General features: G+C 56.6%; 18 protein-coding genes. 11 read left to right on the forward strand and 7 right to left on the reverse strand.

What is annotated here, in order from left to right; all coding sequences use genetic code 11:
* Window positions 1–109 precede the first annotated feature (109 nt).
* Together guaB and ACG98I_RS03460 are read left to right on the forward strand one after the other, a co-directional pair.
* Window positions 110–1,630 (forward strand): IMP dehydrogenase, encoded by a 1,521-nt coding sequence (gene guaB, locus ACG98I_RS03455; protein ID WP_394718416.1) that lies wholly within the window; start codon window positions 110–112, stop codon window positions 1,628–1,630.
* A 16-nt stretch (window positions 1,631–1,646) separates the two neighbouring features.
* Complete coding sequence (locus ACG98I_RS03460) at window positions 1,647–2,777, forward strand: GuaB3 family IMP dehydrogenase-related protein (RefSeq protein WP_394718417.1); 1,131 nt, start codon at window positions 1,647–1,649, stop codon at window positions 2,775–2,777.
* A gap of 55 nt (window positions 2,778–2,832) precedes the next feature.
* Here the strand turns inward: ACG98I_RS03460 and ACG98I_RS03465 are convergent, their stop codons facing one another.
* Window positions 2,833–3,762: an EamA family transporter gene (locus tag ACG98I_RS03465; RefSeq protein WP_394718418.1), complete on the reverse strand. Its 930-nt coding sequence runs from the start codon at window positions 3,760–3,762 to the stop codon at window positions 2,833–2,835.
* 88 nt (window positions 3,763–3,850) lie between these two features.
* Between ACG98I_RS03465 and ACG98I_RS03470 the strand changes: the two genes are divergently transcribed.
* From ACG98I_RS03470 to guaA, 3 genes are read left to right on the forward strand one after another with little or no spacing between them, the layout of a single operon-like run.
* Window positions 3,851–4,780 carry a LysR family transcriptional regulator gene (locus ACG98I_RS03470; protein ID WP_394718419.1) on the forward strand — a complete coding sequence of 310 codons (930 nt, stop codon included), beginning with the start codon at window positions 3,851–3,853 and terminating at the stop codon, window positions 4,778–4,780.
* The gene (locus ACG98I_RS03475; RefSeq protein WP_394718420.1) at window positions 4,773–5,270 is read left to right on the forward strand and encodes a phosphatase PAP2 family protein; all 498 of its coding nucleotides are present in this window, start codon (window positions 4,773–4,775) and stop codon (window positions 5,268–5,270) included. Before ACG98I_RS03470 ends, ACG98I_RS03475 begins: the two co-directional genes overlap by 8 nt.
* A gap of 10 nt (window positions 5,271–5,280) precedes the next feature.
* Entirely contained in the window at window positions 5,281–6,855 is a 1,575-nt protein-coding gene (guaA, locus tag ACG98I_RS03480; RefSeq protein ID WP_394718422.1) for a glutamine-hydrolyzing GMP synthase, read from the forward strand.
* A gap of 154 nt (window positions 6,856–7,009) precedes the next feature.
* On the opposite strand, the gene ACG98I_RS03485 is transcribed toward guaA, so the two are convergent.
* On the reverse strand, window positions 7,010–7,633 hold the full coding sequence (locus ACG98I_RS03485) for a hypothetical protein (protein WP_394718424.1): 624 nt from the start codon (window positions 7,631–7,633) through the stop codon (window positions 7,010–7,012).
* A gap of 253 nt (window positions 7,634–7,886) precedes the next feature.
* A complete protein-coding gene (locus ACG98I_RS03490) occupies window positions 7,887–9,377 on the reverse strand; it encodes a PspC domain-containing protein (RefSeq protein WP_394718425.1) in 1,491 nt (496 codons plus the stop codon).
* Window positions 9,378–9,490: 113 nt separating this feature from the next.
* On the opposite strand from ACG98I_RS03490, the gene ACG98I_RS03495 reads away from it, so the two are divergent.
* From ACG98I_RS03495 to ACG98I_RS03515, 5 genes are all read left to right on the forward strand, one after another.
* Window positions 9,491–10,684 (forward strand): PspC domain-containing protein, encoded by a 1,194-nt coding sequence (locus ACG98I_RS03495; RefSeq protein WP_394718426.1) that lies wholly within the window; start codon window positions 9,491–9,493, stop codon window positions 10,682–10,684.
* Between the two features lie 147 nt (window positions 10,685–10,831).
* Complete coding sequence (locus ACG98I_RS03500; RefSeq protein ID WP_394718428.1) at window positions 10,832–11,002, forward strand: hypothetical protein; 171 nt, start codon at window positions 10,832–10,834, stop codon at window positions 11,000–11,002.
* A gap of 42 nt (window positions 11,003–11,044) precedes the next feature.
* Window positions 11,045–11,731: a response regulator gene (locus ACG98I_RS03505; protein ID WP_394718430.1), complete on the forward strand. Its 687-nt coding sequence runs from the start codon at window positions 11,045–11,047 to the stop codon at window positions 11,729–11,731.
* A gap of 196 nt (window positions 11,732–11,927) precedes the next feature.
* Window positions 11,928–12,668 (forward strand): hypothetical protein, encoded by a 741-nt coding sequence (locus tag ACG98I_RS03510; protein ID WP_394718431.1) that lies wholly within the window; start codon window positions 11,928–11,930, stop codon window positions 12,666–12,668.
* Entirely contained in the window at window positions 12,665–14,311 is a 1,647-nt protein-coding gene (locus tag ACG98I_RS03515) for a DNA polymerase Y family protein (RefSeq protein ID WP_394718433.1), read from the forward strand. The genes ACG98I_RS03510 and ACG98I_RS03515 overlap by 4 nt, the downstream gene beginning before the upstream one ends.
* Before the next feature lie 36 nt (window positions 14,312–14,347).
* On the opposite strand, the gene ACG98I_RS03520 is transcribed toward ACG98I_RS03515, so the two are convergent.
* Window positions 14,348–14,908 carry a hypothetical protein gene (locus tag ACG98I_RS03520; RefSeq protein ID WP_394718435.1) on the reverse strand — a complete coding sequence of 187 codons (561 nt, stop codon included), beginning with the start codon at window positions 14,906–14,908 and terminating at the stop codon, window positions 14,348–14,350.
* 92 nt (window positions 14,909–15,000) lie between these two features.
* Between ACG98I_RS03520 and ACG98I_RS03525 the strand changes: the two genes are divergently transcribed.
* Entirely contained in the window at window positions 15,001–15,900 is a 900-nt protein-coding gene (locus ACG98I_RS03525) for a sucrase ferredoxin (RefSeq protein WP_394718437.1), read from the forward strand.
* 59 nt (window positions 15,901–15,959) lie between these two features.
* On the opposite strand, the gene ACG98I_RS03530 is transcribed toward ACG98I_RS03525, so the two are convergent.
* The 3 genes from ACG98I_RS03530 to ACG98I_RS03540 all read right to left on the reverse strand — a co-directional run bounded on the left by ACG98I_RS03530 (window position 15,960) and on the right by ACG98I_RS03540 (window position 18,646).
* Entirely contained in the window at window positions 15,960–16,640 is a 681-nt protein-coding gene (locus ACG98I_RS03530) for a methionine ABC transporter permease (protein ID WP_394718438.1), read from the reverse strand.
* Window positions 16,637–17,665 carry a methionine ABC transporter ATP-binding protein gene (locus tag ACG98I_RS03535; RefSeq protein WP_394718440.1) on the reverse strand — a complete coding sequence of 343 codons (1,029 nt, stop codon included), beginning with the start codon at window positions 17,663–17,665 and terminating at the stop codon, window positions 16,637–16,639. The genes ACG98I_RS03530 and ACG98I_RS03535 overlap by 4 nt, the downstream gene beginning before the upstream one ends.
* Before the next feature lie 78 nt (window positions 17,666–17,743).
* Window positions 17,744–18,646 (reverse strand): MetQ/NlpA family ABC transporter substrate-binding protein, encoded by a 903-nt coding sequence (locus ACG98I_RS03540; RefSeq protein ID WP_394718442.1) that lies wholly within the window; start codon window positions 18,644–18,646, stop codon window positions 17,744–17,746.
* Window positions 18,647–18,776 lie beyond the last annotated feature (130 nt).

Raw genomic sequence — 18,776 nt, forward strand, 5'->3', positions numbered from 1 at the left:
TATCGATTAGGCAATTATTTTAGGTGTTAGATACGCGGATAGGTATAACGGGGAGAAAGGGATTAGAGTAAAGAAAAAGAAATGGCGTGTGCGAAGGAGAAGACCTTTAATGTCCGATAATCGTGTTTCGACCGGTGGAGATGACCCAAATAAGGTTGCATTGCATGGCTTGACGTTTGATGACGTGCTGTTGCTGCCTGCTGAATCCAACATTGTTCCGTCGGAAGTAGACACTTCGGCGCAATTTACCCGCAATATTCGCCTCGGAATCCCTTTGGCTTCCGCAGCGATGGACACCGTGACTGAGGCGCGCATGGCCATTGCGATGGCGCGTCAGGGCGGTATCGGTGTGCTGCACCGCAACTTGAGCTCGGAAGAGCAGGCGGAGCAGGTTGAAATTGTGAAGCGTTCTGAGTCTGGCATGGTGACCGACCCAGTAACCGCGAGCCCAGATATGACCATCCAGGAAGTTGATGACCTGTGCGCGCGTTTCCGCATTTCTGGTCTGCCAGTAGTGGATGACAAGGGTATTCTGCTGGGCATCTGCACCAACCGCGATATGCGTTTTGAACGCGACTACTCCCGTAAGGTCTCTGACATTATGACCGCGATGCCACTGGTGGTGGCAAAGCAGGGTGTGACCAAGGAAGAAGCGCTTGAGCTGCTGTCCGCCAATAAGGTGGAGAAGCTGCCTATCGTCGATGGCGATAATAAGCTGGTTGGCCTGATTACGGTTAAGGACTTTGTCAAGACTGAGCAGTTCCCAAATTCGGCGAAGGATGAATCAGGCCGTTTGCTGGTCGCAGCAGGTATCGGTACTGGCGAAGAGTCCTATGAGCGCGCAGCCATGCTGGTTGATGCTGGCGTGGACGTCCTGGTTGTTGACTCAGCTCACGCGCACAATAACCGTGTGCTCGAGATGGTTTCTCGCGTTAAGAAGGACTTTGGTTCCAAGATTGACGTTATCGGCGGCAACTTGGCCACCCGTTCGGCGGCGCAGGCCATGATTGATGCCGGTGCAGACGCCATCAAGGTTGGTATTGGTCCTGGTTCTATCTGCACCACCCGCGTGGTTGCTGGTGTGGGTGCACCACAGATCACTGCAATCATGGAAGCTGCGGCTGTCGCATCCAAGGCTGGCGTGCCAGTGATTGCTGATGGCGGCATGCAGTACTCCGGCGACGTCGCTAAGGCACTGGCTGCCGGCGCAGACAGCGTCATGCTTGGTTCGATGTTCGCGGGCACCCTCGAGGCACCTGGTGACATCGCGGTTGTTGGTGGCAAGCAGTACAAGCGCTACCGCGGCATGGGCTCCATGGGCGCTATGCAGGGCCGCGGCTTGTCCGGTGAGAAGCGTTCTTACTCCAAGGACCGCTACTTCCAAGCAGATGTGCGCAGCGAAGACAAGCTGGTTCCAGAAGGCGTGGAAGGCAAGGTTCCTTACCGCGGCGAAATCGGTGCGATTACCCACCAGATTGTGGGCGGTTTGCGCGCATCGATGGGTTACACTGGTTCCGCTAATTTGGCTGAGCTCAAGACCAAGCAATTCGTGCGCATTACCACCGCAGGTCTGACTGAGTCGCACCCTCACCACCTGCAGCAGACTGTCGAAGCTCCGAACTACCGTTAAGGAAATAAGTAGATTCATGCGTGACTACGTTGAAATTGGTATTGGCCGCGAAGCGCGCCGTACCTATGACCTGGCTGATATCTCTTTGGTGTCAAACCGCCGCACCCGCTCCTCGAAAGATGTGAGCACGCAGTGGCATATCGATGCCTACACGTTTGATATCCCCGTGGTCGCTCATCCGACGGATGCTTTGACAACCCCTGAGTTCGTCATTGAGATGGGCAAGCAGGGCGGTCTGGGTGTTATCAACGCAGAAGGCCTGTGGGGCCGTCATGAGGACCTGGATGCAGCGATTGCGGAAGTCACCCAGAATGCTTCGGACTTGAGCGTGCTGCAGCGTCTGCATGCTGCACCTGTGAACACGGAGCTGCTTTCAGAGCGCATTCGGGAAGTCCGTGAGTCCGGCGTGACCGTCGCTGTTCGCGTTTCCCCGCAGAATGCGCGTGAGCTTGCTCCAGTGGTCATCGCTGCTGGTGCGGAGCTGCTCTTTATTCAAGGCACGTTGATTTCGGCGGAGCATGTCTCTACCGGTGGTGAGCCTTTGAACTTGAAGGAGTTTATTGGCAAGCTGGAGATTCCTGTCATCGCTGGTGGCGTGGCAGATTACACCACCGCGCTGCACCTGATGCGCACCGGCGCTGCTGGCGTGATTGTTGGCGGCGGTGTCAATACCAACGCGGAGACCGTGGGCATTGATATTCCACTGGCTACCGCGATTGCGGATGTCTCGGCTGCACGCCGCGATTACCTGGATGAGACCGGTGGCCGCTACGTGCACATCTTGGCTGATGATGACCTGGAGTCCTCCGCAGATATGGCTAAGGCCATTGCTTGTGGTGCGGATGCCGTGGTCTTGGGACCACTTCTGGCGCAGGCGAAGGAAGCTGGCGCGAATGGCTTCTACTGGCCAGCAACCGCCGGGCACCCTCGTTTCCCACGTGGTGTCGTGGAATACGCAGGCGTGCTGGACTTTGACGTCGAGGCGCTAGATGATGACAGCGCTCCCAGCTTGGAGACCGTCTTGCATGGTCCATCCAATGAGCCTTTTGGCCAGCTGAACTTGGTCGGCGGTTTGCGCCGCGCGATGGCTAAGTGTGGCTACACCGATCTGAAGTCTTTCCAGAAAGTCGGACTGGCTGTTCGCTAAGAATGACAACAAAATCCGCTAGGTGACATCTTTGTTCCTAGCGGATTTTCGCGATCTAAGAGCGTATTTTGCTTACCCGCCGGAGCCTGCGGAGTCTGCGGTGCCTCGACGAAACCGGTTGTGAGGAAGCTTTGGACGAAACCTTAGCCCGAGGTTTCGCTGCCGTTTGAATGATGGATGCGGCAACAACCAGGATGATGGCGGTGATCTTCAGCGCGCTGAGGCCCTGGGAGAGCAGCAACCAGCCGAAAAGCCCTGCGAAGACGGGCTCAAGTGAGATCAGGATGGAGAAGACCTTTGGGTCTAGTCGGCGCAGGGCGATAAGTTCCAAAGAGTAGGGGATAAGTGATGCGAGCACGGCGGTGCCCACGGCTAAAACGAAGAGGTGGGTATCGGTGAAGACCACCAGCGGCTTGGTCCCAGAAAGCGGGGCTATCAATAACCCGCCGAAAATCAGCGCCACCGCCAGACCACCTTGGCCGGGCACAAGCTTGCCTACGTTCTTCGACGCCAGGATGTAGCAGGCCCAAAAGAATCCGGCGATGAGCACGAAGATGACACCGAGGACGCTGAGTGACTCACCGGTGAAAGAATCTAGGCCTAAGAGCGCCATGCCTACTATTGCTAGGCCAACGCAGGCGGCATCACGCACCGAGCGCGAGAGCACTGCCGCGAGTGCCAAGGGGCCTAGGAACTCAATGGTCACCGCTGTGCCCAGTGGAATCAGGCTAATGGCGTTATAGAAGAAGCCATTCATCAGGCCCAATGATGCGCCAAACAGTGCCACGCCGAGCCACTGCTGTTTCGTCCACGTATGAAACTTGGGGCGCACAAGCAGCAGCAGAATTAGCCCAGCCATGAGCAAACGCACGGCAGCAGTACCCCACGTACCAGCGTGGGGGAAGAGCTCAATTGCTAAAGCCGCACCGAGCTGCAAGGAAATACAGGAGCCGATGATGCACAGAACTGCATAGGGGTTGGTCATGACTCGTATTCTGCGCGAGAAACTTCTGTCAGTCTAGCTATATTTAATGGACTTAATATGTAAGATTTTCTTAAACATAGGAGGCGATGTGCTGGATTTGCATAGGCTGCGCATTTTGCGCGAATTGCGCCGCTTGGGAACGGTCACCGCCGTGGCGGAGCTGATGAATTACACGCATTCGGCGATTTCGCAGCAGCTCGCCCAGTGCGAAAAGGATGCGGGCGTCAAACTTTATGAGCGCGCCGGGCGACGTATCGTGTTGACTGAGCAAGGCGAGTTGCTGGCTGATTACGCCAATGAGCTTTTAGCGCTTGCCGATTCCGCCCTGTCCGCCGTCCTGGACTCCACCTCCCAGGTCCGCGGGCGCATCCGCGTGGCCAGTTTCCAAACAGTCCTGGCATCGATTCTGCCGAATGCATTGGATAATCTCAGTGAGCAATACCCGGATTTGAAAGTGGAGATTACTCAGCTGGAAATTGAAAATGCCGTGCCGGCGTTAGCCAATGGCACAGTGGACTTGATTCTGGGTGAGGATTATCCGGGCGTGGTGCCACTGACGGATAATACGGTGCACAGGGAGCACCTCATCGATGATGAATTGGTGCTGATTACCCCGGCAGAGTCCACCCTGACTTTTGAAGAAGTGATTGCCCGCGGCAATGGCGTGGGCGCGGTGGTATTCGCGCTGGACTCGGTGGATTATTCTTTGGGTAAGTTCTTCCACGCATTTTGCCGCCAGCACGGGATTGAGCCGAATGTGCTTTTTGAAACCCCAGATCCGTTTCTACAAACCCACCTCACGCGCACCGGCCATGCATGTTCGGTGACCTCGGCACTTTTTGGTCCACTGCAGCCGGGTGTGCGGTTTGTGCACCTGCCGGACCGTCCACACCGCACGTTGTATACGGCCGTGCGCGCGGGTCGTGAAAATCATCCAGCGCTGCGGGCCTTCAGAGAGGCGCTTGTGCAGTCGGTGGAGAACACCGCGAAAGAGGCGAGGGCACTGCTTGATGATTAATCCCTTGGCCGAAGCTATCGCCATCATCAGCACAGCAATGAGTCCGCGTTATCTGGGCGTGCTGGTGCTGATTGCGGCAGGTATTGCGCTGCTGCGCAAAGCATCCCCCTGGCTGGTTAGCTATGTGCCCGTGGTCTTTCTCATCGCGCAAAGTATTACCACCGTGCTGAAATACACCATCAACCGTGAGCGCCCGCCGCTGGAAGGGCAGCTGGTCTACACCTATGACCCGGCATTTCCTTCCGGCCATGCCACCGCTGCATTCTCTATTGCTACGGCGCTGATCATCCTCATACTCAGCAAAAATATCCAAACGCGATACCCCTCATGGATTATTGCTGGGTTGGTGGTGGGGGCATCGGCAAGCGCTGCAATGCGGATCTATCTGGGGGTGCATTGGCCCAGTGATGTGTTGGCTGGCGCCGGCATTGGAATACTCGTTGCGGTAGGGATGTTCTCTGTTTACCGCCGCAAGGGTGGGTTGGGATAAACTAGCGTGCGTGACTCAACCTGCAACAACTCCGCGCCCAGTCCTCGTGGTGGACTTTGGTGCCCAGTACGCACAGCTGATTGCTCGTCGCGTGCGCGAGGCATCGATGTACTCCGAGGTAGTCCCACATTCCGCTACCGTGGAAGAGATTAAGGCCAAGAATCCGGCCGCATTGATTCTCTCCGGTGGCCCATCTTCTGTTTATGCCGATGGTGCCCCGCAGCTTAAGCCTGAGCTGCTGGAACTTGGTGTTCCGGTCTTTGGTATTTGCTATGGTTTCCAGGCTATGAACCACGCTTTGGGCGGCCGTGTTGCACAAACCGGCGACCGTGAATACGGCCGTACGGAAATCACCCATACCGGTGGTGTGCTGCATGATGGTCTGGAAGCAAACCACAAGGTTTGGATGTCCCACGGAGATGCTGTGGCTGAAGCTCCTGAGGGCTTTACCGTGACCGCATCTTCTGCGGGCGCACCGGTTGCTGCGATGGAATGCATGGCAAAGCAGATGGCTGGCGTGCAGTACCACCCTGAGGTCATGCACTCCCCACATGGCCAGGAAGTGCTTACCCGCTTCCTCACTGAGGTCGCAGGCCTTGAGCAGTCCTGGACTTCGGCGAATATCGCGCAGCAGCTTATCGATGACGTCCGTGCCCAGATTGGCCCAGAAGGCCAGGCGATTTGTGGTCTGTCCGGCGGCGTGGATTCAGCTGTGGCGGCAGCGCTCGTGCAGCGCGCCATTGGTGACCGTTTGACCTGTGTGTTCGTGGACCATGGTCTGCTGCGCGCTGGTGAGCGTGAGCAGGTCGAAAAAGACTTCGTGGCATCGACTGGCGCAAAGTTGGTCACCGCGCATGAGGCTGATGCTTTCTTGGCCAAGCTGTCCGGCGTCACCGACCCTGAAGCTAAGCGCAAAGCAATCGGCGCGGAATTCATCCGTTCCTTCGAACGTGCTGTGGCGGGCGTGCTAGAAGCAGCGCCCGCAGGGGCGACCGTGGACTTCCTGGTTCAGGGCACCTTGTACCCGGACGTGGTTGAGTCCGGCGGCGGTGACGGAACCGCAAACATTAAGTCCCACCACAACGTCGGTGGTCTGCCTGATGACGTGGAATTCGAACTGGTTGAGCCACTGCGTCTGCTCTTTAAGGACGAAGTCCGTGCCGTGGGCCGTGAGCTGGGCCTGCCTGAGGAAATCGTTGCCCGCCAGCCTTTCCCTGGTCCTGGCCTGGGCATCCGCATCATCGGTGAAGTCACCCAGGAGCGCCTGGATACCCTGCGCGAAGCCGACCTGATTGCCCGTACTGAGCTGACCAACGCTGGCCTCGACAACGAGATCTGGCAGTGCCCAGTTGTACTTTTGGCTGATGTCCGCTCCGTCGGCGTCCAAGGCGATGGCCGCACCTATGGCCACCCGATCGTGCTGCGCCCAGTTTCTTCTGAGGATGCCATGACTGCCGACTGGACCCGCATCCCTTATGAGGTGCTGGAGAAGATCTCCACCCGCATCACCAATGAAGTCAAAGACGTCAACCGCGTCGTGCTTGACGTGACCTCCAAGCCACCAGGAACCATCGAGTGGGAGTAGAACTCTAGAAGCGTTGCTTCATCACGAGTTCTACTGAGCAGTTTTTCTGGAACAGGTTTTACTGGGAGACTGGGATATATTGTTCCCCAGAACCGCGTTAGCCCCGGCCAGTTAGTGAATTGGCTGGGGCTTTTGCGCGTCTGCGTGCGACAAATTACGTGAGGGTACCGTAGACGAGCAGAGCGCCGATGATAAAAAGCGCAATGGACAATAGCAGATTTATCTTCTCCATCGAGATGGCGCCGATGTCAGAAATGCCTTTCTTCATCGAGAGCAGCAACAAGACCAGACATGATGAAGAAATAGCAATCAGCGAGAACAGCCCCATGGACGTGATGAGCACCAGGCCATTGCTTTGAGAAAGCAGCGTGAGGACGGCGCCGACAAAAGGTATTGAGGTGACAGATTGAACAACACCTAAGACAATGCCTGTGCCGATGGCTGCGGTGGATGAGCTAAAGCAGAACTTCGTGATTCGATTGGCTAATCCCCACACTGACGTGCCCTTATTGCGAGTAACGAACGCGAATACCGCGAGGACACACAGCAGGATGCCCAAGAGCGGGTTCTCACCCAGGTGCGGTGGGGTCCAGCCGGAGAGACGAACAATCAATGTCACGGCGAGGGCCGCAACGCAGATTCCGATCCAATCTCCAATGACCGCGAGCATTAGCGTTCTACTCCGCGCGCCTTGGAATTTGCCGAGGAAAATGACAATCCACAACAGGAGATTAAATGAATCAGCCAGTCCCATAAGCGAAACGCTGGCATCAATCATTTAAATCCCCTTAAATCTGGGGCTGTGCCCTCATGGCTATTTATCCGCACGAAGCTTATCAGGCGAGCTGGGTATGTTGGGAGGTCACATGTCGGTATTTCAGCACTCAGCTCTAGCTGAACGCATGAAAATGTCCCTCCGATTCTTGGGTGAACCGGAAGGACAATATATCCCTGATAGCCTGGTCAGCTACTGGAGGAGATTCTCACTGACTTCCTGTGAGCGGTTCCGCGCGGAGCTGATTGAAGCTTTCTTAGCTCTGGAGCTGGGACTCCATGAAGCCATAGTCGATGATGGTGGAGCCGATTCCGCTGTCGATATCAATGGTCATCATGGCGTCTTCGACAGTGATGTTCTGGCAGTTGCTGTCGCCGATGCCGTCATCGCAGCGAACGTTGACTGGGGTATCTTCTGGGAGCTTGATGGTCATCTCTCCGATGCCGCCGTCGATGGTGACGGTGCGTGGTTCAGCCAGGTCATCGATACCCGTGGTTTCGGAAAGATCCAGGTCAAAGGTTCCTACGCCGACATCATAGGTGCTGGAGACATCCGCAGCGCTGACTGGTGCTTCATTGACGGTGCCCCAGGTGGAGTCCTCATTGAAGTGGGATGCTGCGAAGATGGTAGCTGCGGTAATAATAGCTGCCCAGAACGCAATGACTGCGGTGGTGATGACGATGATGCGTCCCCAGCGGCGTCCTTTCTTTTCCTTCTTTGGCTCTTCCATGACCGGGTCTGGGTCAGGCAGGTGCCAGGTATCTGGCGCGGCACCAAGTGGGTCCCAGCTTGGTGGGGTGGTGCGGCCTTCGGGGAAGGGGTAGCCGTCGACGGGCTCGAACATCGACAGGTCAATGTGGTCGTCATTCTGCGCATCCTGCTTGTTATCGCCGCGTGGGGTTTGTGGCGTGGCCAGCAAACCAGTTGGTGCAACTGGACGGCGCTTGTGCAGCAAGTACCAGCCACCGACACCAGCAAGGATTGGCAGCAACATGGTTACTGAGCTGGAAGAGAAGATGAGCGGGATGATGAAACCGATGGCGAAGATGACCGCCAACGTGGTGCCCAAGCTCTTTTCAGAGGTGGACTTACCTTCTGAATCAACAGGCAGGTCCTTTGGTGAACCGAAAGCATCCTCAATTGGGGATGTGGTCTTGGAGTAGCGCGGCATAATCATCCACGCCAGCAAGTACAGAGCGATGGATCCGCCCCAGCAGAATGCTGTGACAACGAAGATGGTGCGAACCAGGATTGGGTCTACCTGGTAGCGGACAGCGATGCCCTCAGCAACGCCGGCAATCTTGCCACCGCCACCTTGGTCAGAAGGCAAACGCACTGGTCGTGATGCCCACATTTCTTTAAACTGCGCCTTGATATCTTCAAAGCCCGAGTCCTCAGAGTGGGGCTTATCGCTTGCGCCAGCCTGGGATCCAGCTCCCGTAGCGCCGGTACCAGTGGTAGCGGAGGCATCGGAAGGCTTTGCGTGCTTGGGTGTAGTTTCCGTGCGCATCTCATCGAAGGCTTGGGAGACGGACTCTTTGGTCTCTTTCCACGCATCACTTACTTCATCCATGAAGCTGCGTGGTGGCTTCTGGTTGCCAGCATCCGCGTTATTCGTGTTGTCAGAGAGGCTGGATGGTTTCTGGTACGGATTGGACGGTGGGGTAGCTCCGCTGTGGGCGCCAGGCTCGTTCTTGCCGGATGGGCGAGAACCTGGGCCGTATGGGGAGGGTTCGTAGGAAGTCATGACTCAATTATCAAAGCCACAGCCTCAAATAACCATAGGGGACTGCCCTGATCTTTCAGGTTCAGGGTTCTCCCCGATACCCTCAGGGAAGGCGTCATGCCACAATTAAAGCCATGACCACACCCGCGCCTTATTCCACCGCTGAGCGGCCCGCGCCGTATCCACGCTTAAGCCGTGCATCGAACGGCAGCGTGGTTGCTGGCGTGGCATCAGGAGTCTCAGCTCACCTCAACGTGGACGTGCTTCTTGTCCGCGTGGTCTTTGCTTTAAGTTCCTTGGTCTCTGGTGCGGGTCTGTTGGTTTATGCCGGTCTGTGGATGTTGACCAAACCGGCGGAAGTGCAACCGGTTACTGGCAGCTTTAGTGAGCGTTTTGCTGGCAAGCTGCCGCGCGGCACCAACGGCTTTATCATTGCTTTTGCCATTGTTGCGCCGATTCTTTTTGCCACACTGGGCGCAGGATTATCCCTGGTGGCGCTGCTGCCACTGATTATCGTGGCTGTTGGCGCATTCCTTGCATGGCGTGCCTATGACCGGGGACTGAGTGGCACAACGGGCATTATCAGCGTGGTTTCCGGTGCGGTGTTGGTGTTGGCTGGTGTGCTCTTTATGAGCTTGAGCTGGCAAGGCAATGACTCTTTCGGTGCAGCACTTTTGGCCGTCGTGTTGACCTTGGGCGGCATTGGCGCGCTGGTGGTGCCGCTGGGCATTCGCATGTGGAATCAGTTGACGGAACAGCAAGCAGCCAAAGCAGTCTCTGATGAACGTGCGGAAATTGCATCACGCCTGCATGACTCGGTGCTGCAGACCCTGGCACTGATACAAAAGCGCGCCGAAGACCCTCAAGAAGTTGCACGTTTGGCCCGCGGCCAGGAACGTGAGCTGCGCGCCTGGCTCTTTTATTCTGAAGAAAAGACCTCGCAATCAGTTTTCTCTGCACTGGATAGTGCCTGCGGTGAGGTTGAAGACCTCTTTGGCATCACCATTCGCCCCGTCACCGTAGGTGAGGATATCGCTTTGACTGAGGACACCAAGCTGACCGTCATGGCCGCGCGCGAAGCCATGGTCAATGCTGGTAAACATGCCGGTGTAGATTCCGTGGATGTCTATGCGGAGCACCTCGCCGGTGAGCTATCCATCTTCGTTCGCGACCGCGGCGATGGCTTTGACTCTGAAGCTATTCCAGAAGACCGTCATGGTATCCGTGATTCCATCGTGGAGCGAATGAACCGCATTGGCGGCAGCGCCAAGATTAAATCCGCCCCCGGCGAAGGCACCGAGGTTACGCTCGTCATCGCGAGCTACTAACTACTCCGAGCTTGATCGGATGCGCTTCGTCGGATGATCCTCATTAGGTGTGTACGAACGTTCCGAGCTTTCCAAACCCTTGACCTAAGAAAATGAGTGCTTAGGATTAAACCCTCATGAAGTTTGTTTCTCAAGAGGATTGCGTTGATGTTTAAAAGCCAAAAAAATGTCCTAGTTCTGCTCGCGTTGTACGCGGTTATCTTGGTAGCGTGCCGCTTTACTGGGATACTCGATTGGCGCTCAGTCGTGGTGGCATGCGTGCCGCTATTCGCTGCAGCGCTATCGGTTATCTACTTTGGCACGAACTGGAAACCGTAGTTTGCAAGGTTCAACCGGATGTAGCCGTGTAGCCTTGTGAACATGGTGAACGTCTTTCTGGTTGATGACCATTCTGTATTCCGTGCTGGTGTTCGAGCTGAGCTCAGCAGTGCTGAAGGCATTTCTATTGTGGGGGATGCGGGCACGGTTGCTGAGGCAACCAGTGGAATTACAGAAACCAGCCCAGACGTGGTGCTGTTGGATGTGCACATGCCGGACGGCGGGGGACTGGCAGTGCTTAAGCACATCACCCAGGCGCACCCAGGAGATGATGGCCCGAAGTTCTTGGCGCTATCGGTTTCTGATGCGGCGGAAGACGTGATTGCGTTGATTCGCGCGGGGGCGCGCGGATATGTCACCAAGAATATTGGCGGTACGGAACTGGCGGAAGCGATTAACCGCGTGCATAGCGGCGATGCGTATTTCTCCCCGCGTTTGGCAGGTTTTGTGCTGGACGCTTTTGCCTCTGGCGATCCTGCCCCGGACCCAGCTGGTGGGCCAGATTCAGAACCGGAACCGATTTCAGACCCGGTGGTGGATGCGCTGACGCGCCGCGAGTTGGAAGTGCTGAGACTCTTGGCGCGCGGCTATACCTACCGTGAAATTGGTCAAGAGCTCTTTATTTCGATTAAGACGGTGGAAACACACGCATCGAACATCTTGCGTAAAACCCAGCAGTCGAACCGCTACCAGCTCACCCGCTGGGCAGCTGATAGGGACTTGGATTAACTCCCAGTTCAGCCTAAGTTTTATCCGGGAAATAAGCCTGTGATCTGCCCTTATCGTGAAATTAGCGGACAATCATAGGCTATTTTTCGTACGTATTTTAGGACTTTTCGGCACTGGCTAGAAGTGTTCGAAAAGCCTACCTGCGTTTTCGAACATACAGTTGCAATCTGTCTGGCTTGGATTGCATACTATAACCGTGAATCAAACAAGTGTTCGTTACGGTGGAGTGGATGGATCTGCTGCCGTTGACCTAGAAGGCCTGAGTCGGAGTGAGCGTGTTGCGGCGCTGCGCTCTCGCATGGCTGCACTTGGATCTGGGCAGGCTTCGGAAGTAGAAGTCACCGCTGATGAAGGCGTGGTAGAGCTATCATCAGAGCTTGGAGCGCTACTGCCTGGTGGCGGATTGCCCCGGCGGCAGGTGATGTCATTGTCTAATTCGCCGGCGCTGGCGGTAGAGATGATTTCGCACGTGACTGCAGCTGGCGGACATGTGGCAGTCGTGGGCTGGACGGAGTTATTGCTCGCACAGGTAGTCGAACATGGTGATTTATCACGTGTGGTGACCGTCCCGGACCCAGGCGCTGACCCATGGGGTGTGACTGGCGTGCTGGTGGAAGGCATGGACGTGGTCTTTCATCATGGCCCACCGGTGGAACTGAGCCCTGCCCGGGCGCGGCCGATTTTAGCGCGGGTGCGCGCCGGGCAAGCGGCATTGGTGACGGTGGATGCACGGCTGCCGGGCACGGCGATGAAGATGGATGCATCTGTGGTGCGCTATCACGGAATAGGTCAGGGAACTGGCCGGATTCGTGGCGTGGATATCGCAGTGCGAACAGAGGCCAAAGGGATGCGACCGAAATCGGGCACTGTGACGTGTGGACAGCAGACAAAGAAGACGCGTCCAACAGCAACTGGCCGTAGGTTGAGAGCGCTATGAGTGCGCCTGAGGTACGAATTATGGGGCGGCATATTGCGTGCCCGCGGATTGCGGCGCTGTGGTTTCCGGACTGGCCTATTCAGGCGGCACAGATTGAAGATACAACACTGCAGGGACCCATTATTCTGGTGCGCTATCACCACGTGGAGGTCTGTAACCGTGCAGCGCGTGCGGCGGGCGTGAAGCGTGGAATGCGGCTGCGTCAAGCCCAAGCTATCTGCCCGGAAGCGACCGTGGTGGAAGCTAATGAGGACCGGGATGGTGCGCTCTTTGCAGCGATTGCGAGTTCCTTGGATGATGTGGTGTCTTCCGTGGAGGTGCTGCGTCCGGGTTTGGTGATCGTGGATGCGGGTGCCGCGGAGCGCTTTCACGGTGAAAATGCGATGGAGATGCTCATTGACTCGGTTGCGCGCCAGGGCGTGGATTCTACCGTGGGCGTGGCTGATGAGATTGCCACGGCGATTATCGCCGCACGTGACCAAGAAGCAGGACACGTGGTGGCGCGCGGGGCATCAAAAGATTTCTTGGCGCTGCAGCCGGTATCGGTGCTATCTGCGGAGACCGCGCTGGGGATTCCACATGAGTTAGTGCAGCAATTCCAGCAGCTGGGGCTGCGACGTTTAGGTGAGGTAGCAGCATTGCCGCTGCGCCAGATTGTTAACCGCTTCGGTCCGCCGGGTGCGCGGGTCTATGACATCGTGACGGCGCGCGCGGATAGGAAAGTAGCGCCCGAAGAAGCGCGTAGTGACTTATCGGCGGCAGTGTTGCCGGCAGAGCCGATTACACGCGTGGACTCGGCAGCATTCGCAGCACGACAGTTGGCGGCAAAATTACATGAAAAGCTCGCTGCGGCAGGAGTGGTGTGCCTGCGGTTAAAAATCCGCGCGGAATTTAACCGAAGCCAGGCACTGGAGCGGGTATGGCGAACCCGTGAGGCATTGAGCGAAGACGCCACGGCAGACCGTGTGCGTTGGCAGCTAGATGGCTGGTTGACCACGGCGCGGGCATCAGATGCGGGCGATTATGATCCAGAAGCTGAAAGCGCGGGCATCATCGAGCTATCGCTCGAGCCTTTAGAAGTTAGCCGGCCGGATTTCATAGGTCAGCTGTGGGGCAGCGGAAGTTCCGATGAGCATGTCAAAAGAGCAATCTCGCGCGTGCAGTCCACCATTGGCACGGATAAAGTGCTGCAGCCTTGGGCTGCTGGCGGGCGTGGGGTAGCGGAGCGCGTGGATTTTGTGCCTTATGGTGACGATATTCCACAAGCTTCGGAAGGACAATGGCCAGGCCGGATTCCTGGGCCTTTTCCGGCGCGGCGTGGTGGTGGACCGCAACACCCGGCCGCGCGTATACGGCTTATCGATGCCGCAGCGAAAGACATTCAGGTCACCGCCGAGGCGGTTTTGTCATCGGTGCCTGTTGCAGTGGGCTGGGGTAGAAATCGCTACAAGGTAGTGGGCTGGGCAGGACCGTGGCCGGTAGATACCTTGTGGTGGCAACCCGCCACGAGCGAAGACCCGGAGAAACCTCGACGGGTGGCTCGGCTGCAATTGGTGGGCAAAGCCGAGTATGAAGACTGCGAGAGAGCATGGCTATTGCAGTGGGTTGCGGGGCAGTGGCGCGTGGAAGCGACGTATAGCTAGGTGCGACCTGCACGGTGTGTACCTAGTGCACGTGGTTTAGCGGAGGATATCGATGACGAGGCGCTTAGGCTCTTCGAGTACCTGGATTGAATAAGGGCGGGATTCATCGAGCCCGATGGCAAACTGCGAACGGCCTTCATAAGTCCCGGCGCTGACTACCTCAGAGACGAAGCCACCTTGGCCCGGGACAGAGGTGAGCTCGGGGTCCTCGCGGCCGAGCTCATGTGGGTAGACGGTGCCGTCAATATTGACGTTGAGCGCAATGCGGCCAGCATGATTGATCAGGTTTCCGGAGCCTTGCTGCATGGGCTTATCGGTGTAATCCACAAACCAGCCGGGGTCGCCTTCGCCTTCCAGATCGAAGACAACGCGCTCAAATCTATCGTGCACGCCCAAGCGCACATTGGTGACCACTAATTGGGATGGCGCGGTAGGACGTAGCGTCTTCATCGTGGAGTCTGCCTCACCGAGCGGGGAGATCCCAGAATTGGTGGAGGCGGCCATCGTGACCTGGTTATTATCTCCCGTGCTGCAAGAACTCAGGCACAGCGAAGTTGCGGCGAGCAGTGCTGCGCTGGCACGGAGAGATTTATTCATGTCAAATAGAGTAATAGGAATTGCAAAGGATAGCGAACTTTTTAAATATCAATATTTCCCTTAAAGGCCAAAGTGCTGGGTAGGCTGGAACCATGACTGTCTGTTCTGATATTAAAGCGGAGCCGTTGGCGGGCAGCGCGAAGCAAGGCAACGCCTATGTTTTATTCGAATGGCCTGCTGGTTGGTCCCGTGATGTCCTTGATGGGAACACCTTTGATAGGAGCCTATCGAAGCAGCTGAAGTCCAAATTGAAAGAGGGCGGCAAAGGAACGGGCCTGCAATTAATTCGCCGCCCTGGCCGTGAGGGCCGCAAGGTGGGTGAGCTTCACCGTTGCTACTTGGTGTGGGCGCATGAGCGGAAGATGGAATTGGTGCTGCTGCGCGGGCCAGAAGATATTCTTCACTTGGATTTATCGGGGCCCGGCAAAAATCATGGACGCAGCATTGATAAACCCCTGCTGTTGGTGTGCACGCACGGCAAACGCGATGTGTGTTGTGCGGTGAAAGGCCGTCCGCTGGCAGCGGAGCTGAATGCCCATTTCGGTGATGACATAGTGTGGGAAGCCTCGCACATGAAAGGCCACCGCTTTGCTGCGGTAAGCCTGTTGATGCCGTGGGCGTATTCCTTTGGTCGTCTCAACGCGGAAGTCGGCAAGCAGCTGGTGGAGACCGCCATGCGGGGTGAGTATTTCTTCCCCGGCAACCGCGGTAATGGCTTGTTATCGAGCCGGGCGCAGGTCGCGGAACTAGCGGTAGCCAGGGAGCTTATCGATGCCGGCGAGCGCCTTCATTATGGCGCGCTCACACCGGTAGATGAAGACCCGAAAGGTCGGGAGAACCGTCCCGTCAGCATCACTCATGTGGATGGGCGCATGTGGGAGGTGCAGCTAGAGAAAAAGGAAGTCTCCGGTGTTATCTCCTCCTGTGGAGATAAACCAAAGACTTCCTCTGTCTGGGTAGCTGCGGAGGTTAAGTCTCCTCAGCTACGTTAGTTCCTTGCCCTCACGGCGCTAACTACTTCCCTTTTTGACGGCGTTAAATGCTTTAGCGTTTAGCGCCGCATGATTTTGGCGGAGAGCCAGTTGCCGAAGAATTGTGCGGCTTGGACCATGACGATGATGATGAGCGTTGCTACCAGGGTGACTTGCCACTCGAAGGCGCGGTAGCCGTAGACGATCGCGAAGTCGCCGAGGCCGCCGCCGCCGACGTAGCCGGCCATCGCGGACATATCGACGACACCGATGAAGAGGAAGGTGTAGCCCAGCACGAGTGGGCCGAGTGCTTCGGGGATGATGACGGTGGTGATGATCTTCCACGGACCGGCACCCATGGCGCGGGCGGCTTCGGTGACGCCGGGGTCGATGGCGACTAGGTTTTGCTCGACGATGCGCGCCACGGCGAAGGTCGCGGCAATCGCCATCACAAAGGTTGCCGGATTACGGCCGATGGAGGTGCCCATGACCGCGACGGTGACGGGCTGGACAAAGGCCAGCAAAATAATGAACGGAATCGGGCGAACGAAGTTCACCAGCACGTTGAGGATCGTGTATACAACGCGGTTTTTCAAAATGCCCGAGGGGCGGGTGGTGTAGAGCAAAATGCCAATCGCAAGGCCCAGAACGCCAGCGATGAGCATGGTGACAATCACCATGATGAGGGTGTCTTGGATGGCAGTAACTAGTGTGCCACCGAGGCGGTCCCAGTCTGCTTGTGCCAGAAGATGTGTGTTCATCGGGTGATCTCCTGAATATCGGTGGTGGCGTTCAAAGTGTTGTAGAACTGTGCGATGGCAGCATCCGGGCCATTAAGACGAACAGTCATCTTGCCAAAAGAATGTTTCTGCAAGGTAGTAACACCACCGTGCACGATGGAGATGCCCACGCCCGATTGACGAGCAACAGCAGCGGCATCGAAGAAGCCGGAATCTTCGGCCAGCTCGATGGTGAACAGCCGGCCGTCATAGGCCAGCAAGTCATCTGCCTCAACATGGTCAGGAGTATTGCGCAAAGACGTTGCCACGAAAGAATTCGCGACTGCAGTCTGCGGGTTGGAGAAGACCTCATAGATAGAGCCTTGTTCGACCACGACACCATTTTCCATCACCGCGACTTTATCGGCGATGGAACGAACAACTTCCATCTCATGGGTAATGACCACAATGGTGATGCCGAATTCCTGATTGACCTTGCGTAGCAGCTCCAGCACCTCCTTGGTGGTGGAGGGGTCAAGGGCGGAGGTGGCTTCATCGGCAAGCAAAAGCGTTGGGTTGGTCGCCAACGCACGCGCGATACCGACGCGCTGCTTCTGGCCACCAGAAAGCTGCTCTGGGTAGTTGCCGCCGCGGTCAGCCAGACCAACGAACTCGAGCAATTCCGCCACGCGCTTTTTGCGCTCAGCCTTGCCCACGCCCTGCAGCTTCAGCGGGTATTCAATATTGCCTGCCGCGGTGCGCGAGGTAAACAGATTGAATTGCTGGAAGATCATGCCGATATTCTTGCGAATACCGCGCAACTTCGATTCCGGCATCTGCGCGATATCGGTGCCATCGAGTAAAACGCTGCCCGAGGTCGGCTGATCTAGGCCATTAATCATGCGGACCAGCGTGGACTTACCTGCGCCGGAATAGCCGATGATGCCCATGATCTCACCCGGTTCGACGGTGAGGGAAACGTTATCTAGTGCTTTAATCTCATCTTTTTTCTGTTTGAAAACCTTCGTGAGATTGCGGAATTCAACCCGCGTTCCAACAGTGCTCATGGCTTTACTCATTTCAGTTGGAAACCCCGTCTGGCGTGATCCGCCGACGGGGTATTCGATGTGTAGTGCTTTTAAAGCCTAGCTGTTGCGCTCAGCTTCTTCGAGGCGATCCAGGATTTCCTGCAATTCTTCTGGGGTGCGCTCAACCTGAACAGAGGTGCCCTTGGCATCTTCGTCTACAGCTGCCTGTACTTCTGGGGTGTGCCACAGCTCGGCCAGCTGCTTGATGGTTTCATTGTCAGCGTCTTCAGCGCGAACAACGAAAGCGTTGATGTATGGCTCAGCCTCTGGGGAGTTTGGATCATCCTGGAATACGGCCAGGTTTGGATCGACTCCTGCGCGGTCAAGGAAGGAGTTGTTGATGATAGCTGGGGTGCCCTCGCCATAAGCGGATGGGGTCTGCGCTGCATCAACCGGAGTGACCTCAACCTTGGAAGCCTCAGTATCAATGTCTGCCGGGGTTGGGGTCACCAGACCCTCTTCCTTCAGGGTGACCAGGTCAGCCTGAACCAGAACGTTGATAGCGCGGCCCTGGTTGGAAGGGTCATTAGGGATAGCGACGTTTTCGCCCTCAATGCCATCCAGGGAGTCATGGTCCTTCCAGAACAGTGCCAAAGGAATGATTTCGGTGGCCACGATTGGGGTCAGATCCGAGTCGTTGCCGACGTTGTACTTAGCCAAGAACTTCAGGTGCTGGAAGTTATTGGTGTCCAGCTGGCCCTGCTCCAGTGCCTGGTTAGGAGTGGAGTAATCAGCGAAGTTCTCAATCTCGATATCGAGCCCAGCCGCTTCAGCCTGCTCTTCCAATACTGCCCAAGCCTTCTTCGCAGCATCAGTGGTGCCAACGCGGATTGGGCCATCCTGCTCTGCGGAGTCAGCATCACCGGAAGCGGTGTCTTCGGACTCAGAGGAGCATGCAACCAGACCGGTTGCGGCAATAACTGCTGCCGAGGTAGCGGCAAGTACGCGACGAATCTGCATGTTTGGACGTCTTTCTATTTAAGGGGATCTTGCGGAAGATCTAGGGATTTGTATCTTTGTTGCTGCGTCGAAAGTAGCAACTGCTATACCGCTTTGTCTATCTGTAGTTTTATTCACCTACGTGCGTCTT

It is taken from the genome of Corynebacterium sp. L4757 (assembly GCF_043673995.1).
Lineage (GTDB): Bacteria > Actinomycetota > Actinomycetes > Mycobacteriales > Mycobacteriaceae > Corynebacterium.

Coding starts and splice junctions, on each gene's coding strand:
- guaB (WP_394718416.1), top strand. CDS start 110: ATGTCCGATAATCGTGTTTCGACCGGTGGAGATGACCCAAATAAGGTT.
- ACG98I_RS03460 (WP_394718417.1), top strand. CDS start 1,647: ATGCGTGACTACGTTGAAATTGGTATTGGCCGCGAAGCGCGCCGTACC.
- ACG98I_RS03465 (WP_394718418.1), bottom strand. CDS start 3,762: ATGACCAACCCCTATGCAGTTCTGTGCATCATCGGCTCCTGTATTTCC.
- ACG98I_RS03475 (WP_394718420.1), top strand. CDS start 4,773: ATGATTAATCCCTTGGCCGAAGCTATCGCCATCATCAGCACAGCAATG.
- ACG98I_RS03485 (WP_394718424.1), bottom strand. CDS start 7,633: ATGATTGATGCCAGCGTTTCGCTTATGGGACTGGCTGATTCATTTAAT.
- ACG98I_RS03490 (WP_394718425.1), bottom strand. CDS start 9,377: ATGACTTCCTACGAACCCTCCCCATACGGCCCAGGTTCTCGCCCATCC.
- ACG98I_RS03495 (WP_394718426.1), top strand. CDS start 9,491: ATGACCACACCCGCGCCTTATTCCACCGCTGAGCGGCCCGCGCCGTAT.
- ACG98I_RS03500 (WP_394718428.1), top strand. CDS start 10,832: ATGTTTAAAAGCCAAAAAAATGTCCTAGTTCTGCTCGCGTTGTACGCG.
- ACG98I_RS03505 (WP_394718430.1), top strand. CDS start 11,045: ATGGTGAACGTCTTTCTGGTTGATGACCATTCTGTATTCCGTGCTGGT.
- ACG98I_RS03515 (WP_394718433.1), top strand. CDS start 12,665: ATGAGTGCGCCTGAGGTACGAATTATGGGGCGGCATATTGCGTGCCCG.
- ACG98I_RS03520 (WP_394718435.1), bottom strand. CDS start 14,908: ATGAATAAATCTCTCCGTGCCAGCGCAGCACTGCTCGCCGCAACTTCG.
- ACG98I_RS03525 (WP_394718437.1), top strand. CDS start 15,001: ATGACTGTCTGTTCTGATATTAAAGCGGAGCCGTTGGCGGGCAGCGCG.
- ACG98I_RS03530 (WP_394718438.1), bottom strand. CDS start 16,640: ATGAACACACATCTTCTGGCACAAGCAGACTGGGACCGCCTCGGTGGC.
- ACG98I_RS03535 (WP_394718440.1), bottom strand. CDS start 17,665: ATGAGCACTGTTGGAACGCGGGTTGAATTCCGCAATCTCACGAAGGTT.
- ACG98I_RS03540 (WP_394718442.1), bottom strand. CDS start 18,646: ATGCAGATTCGTCGCGTACTTGCCGCTACCTCGGCAGCAGTTATTGCC.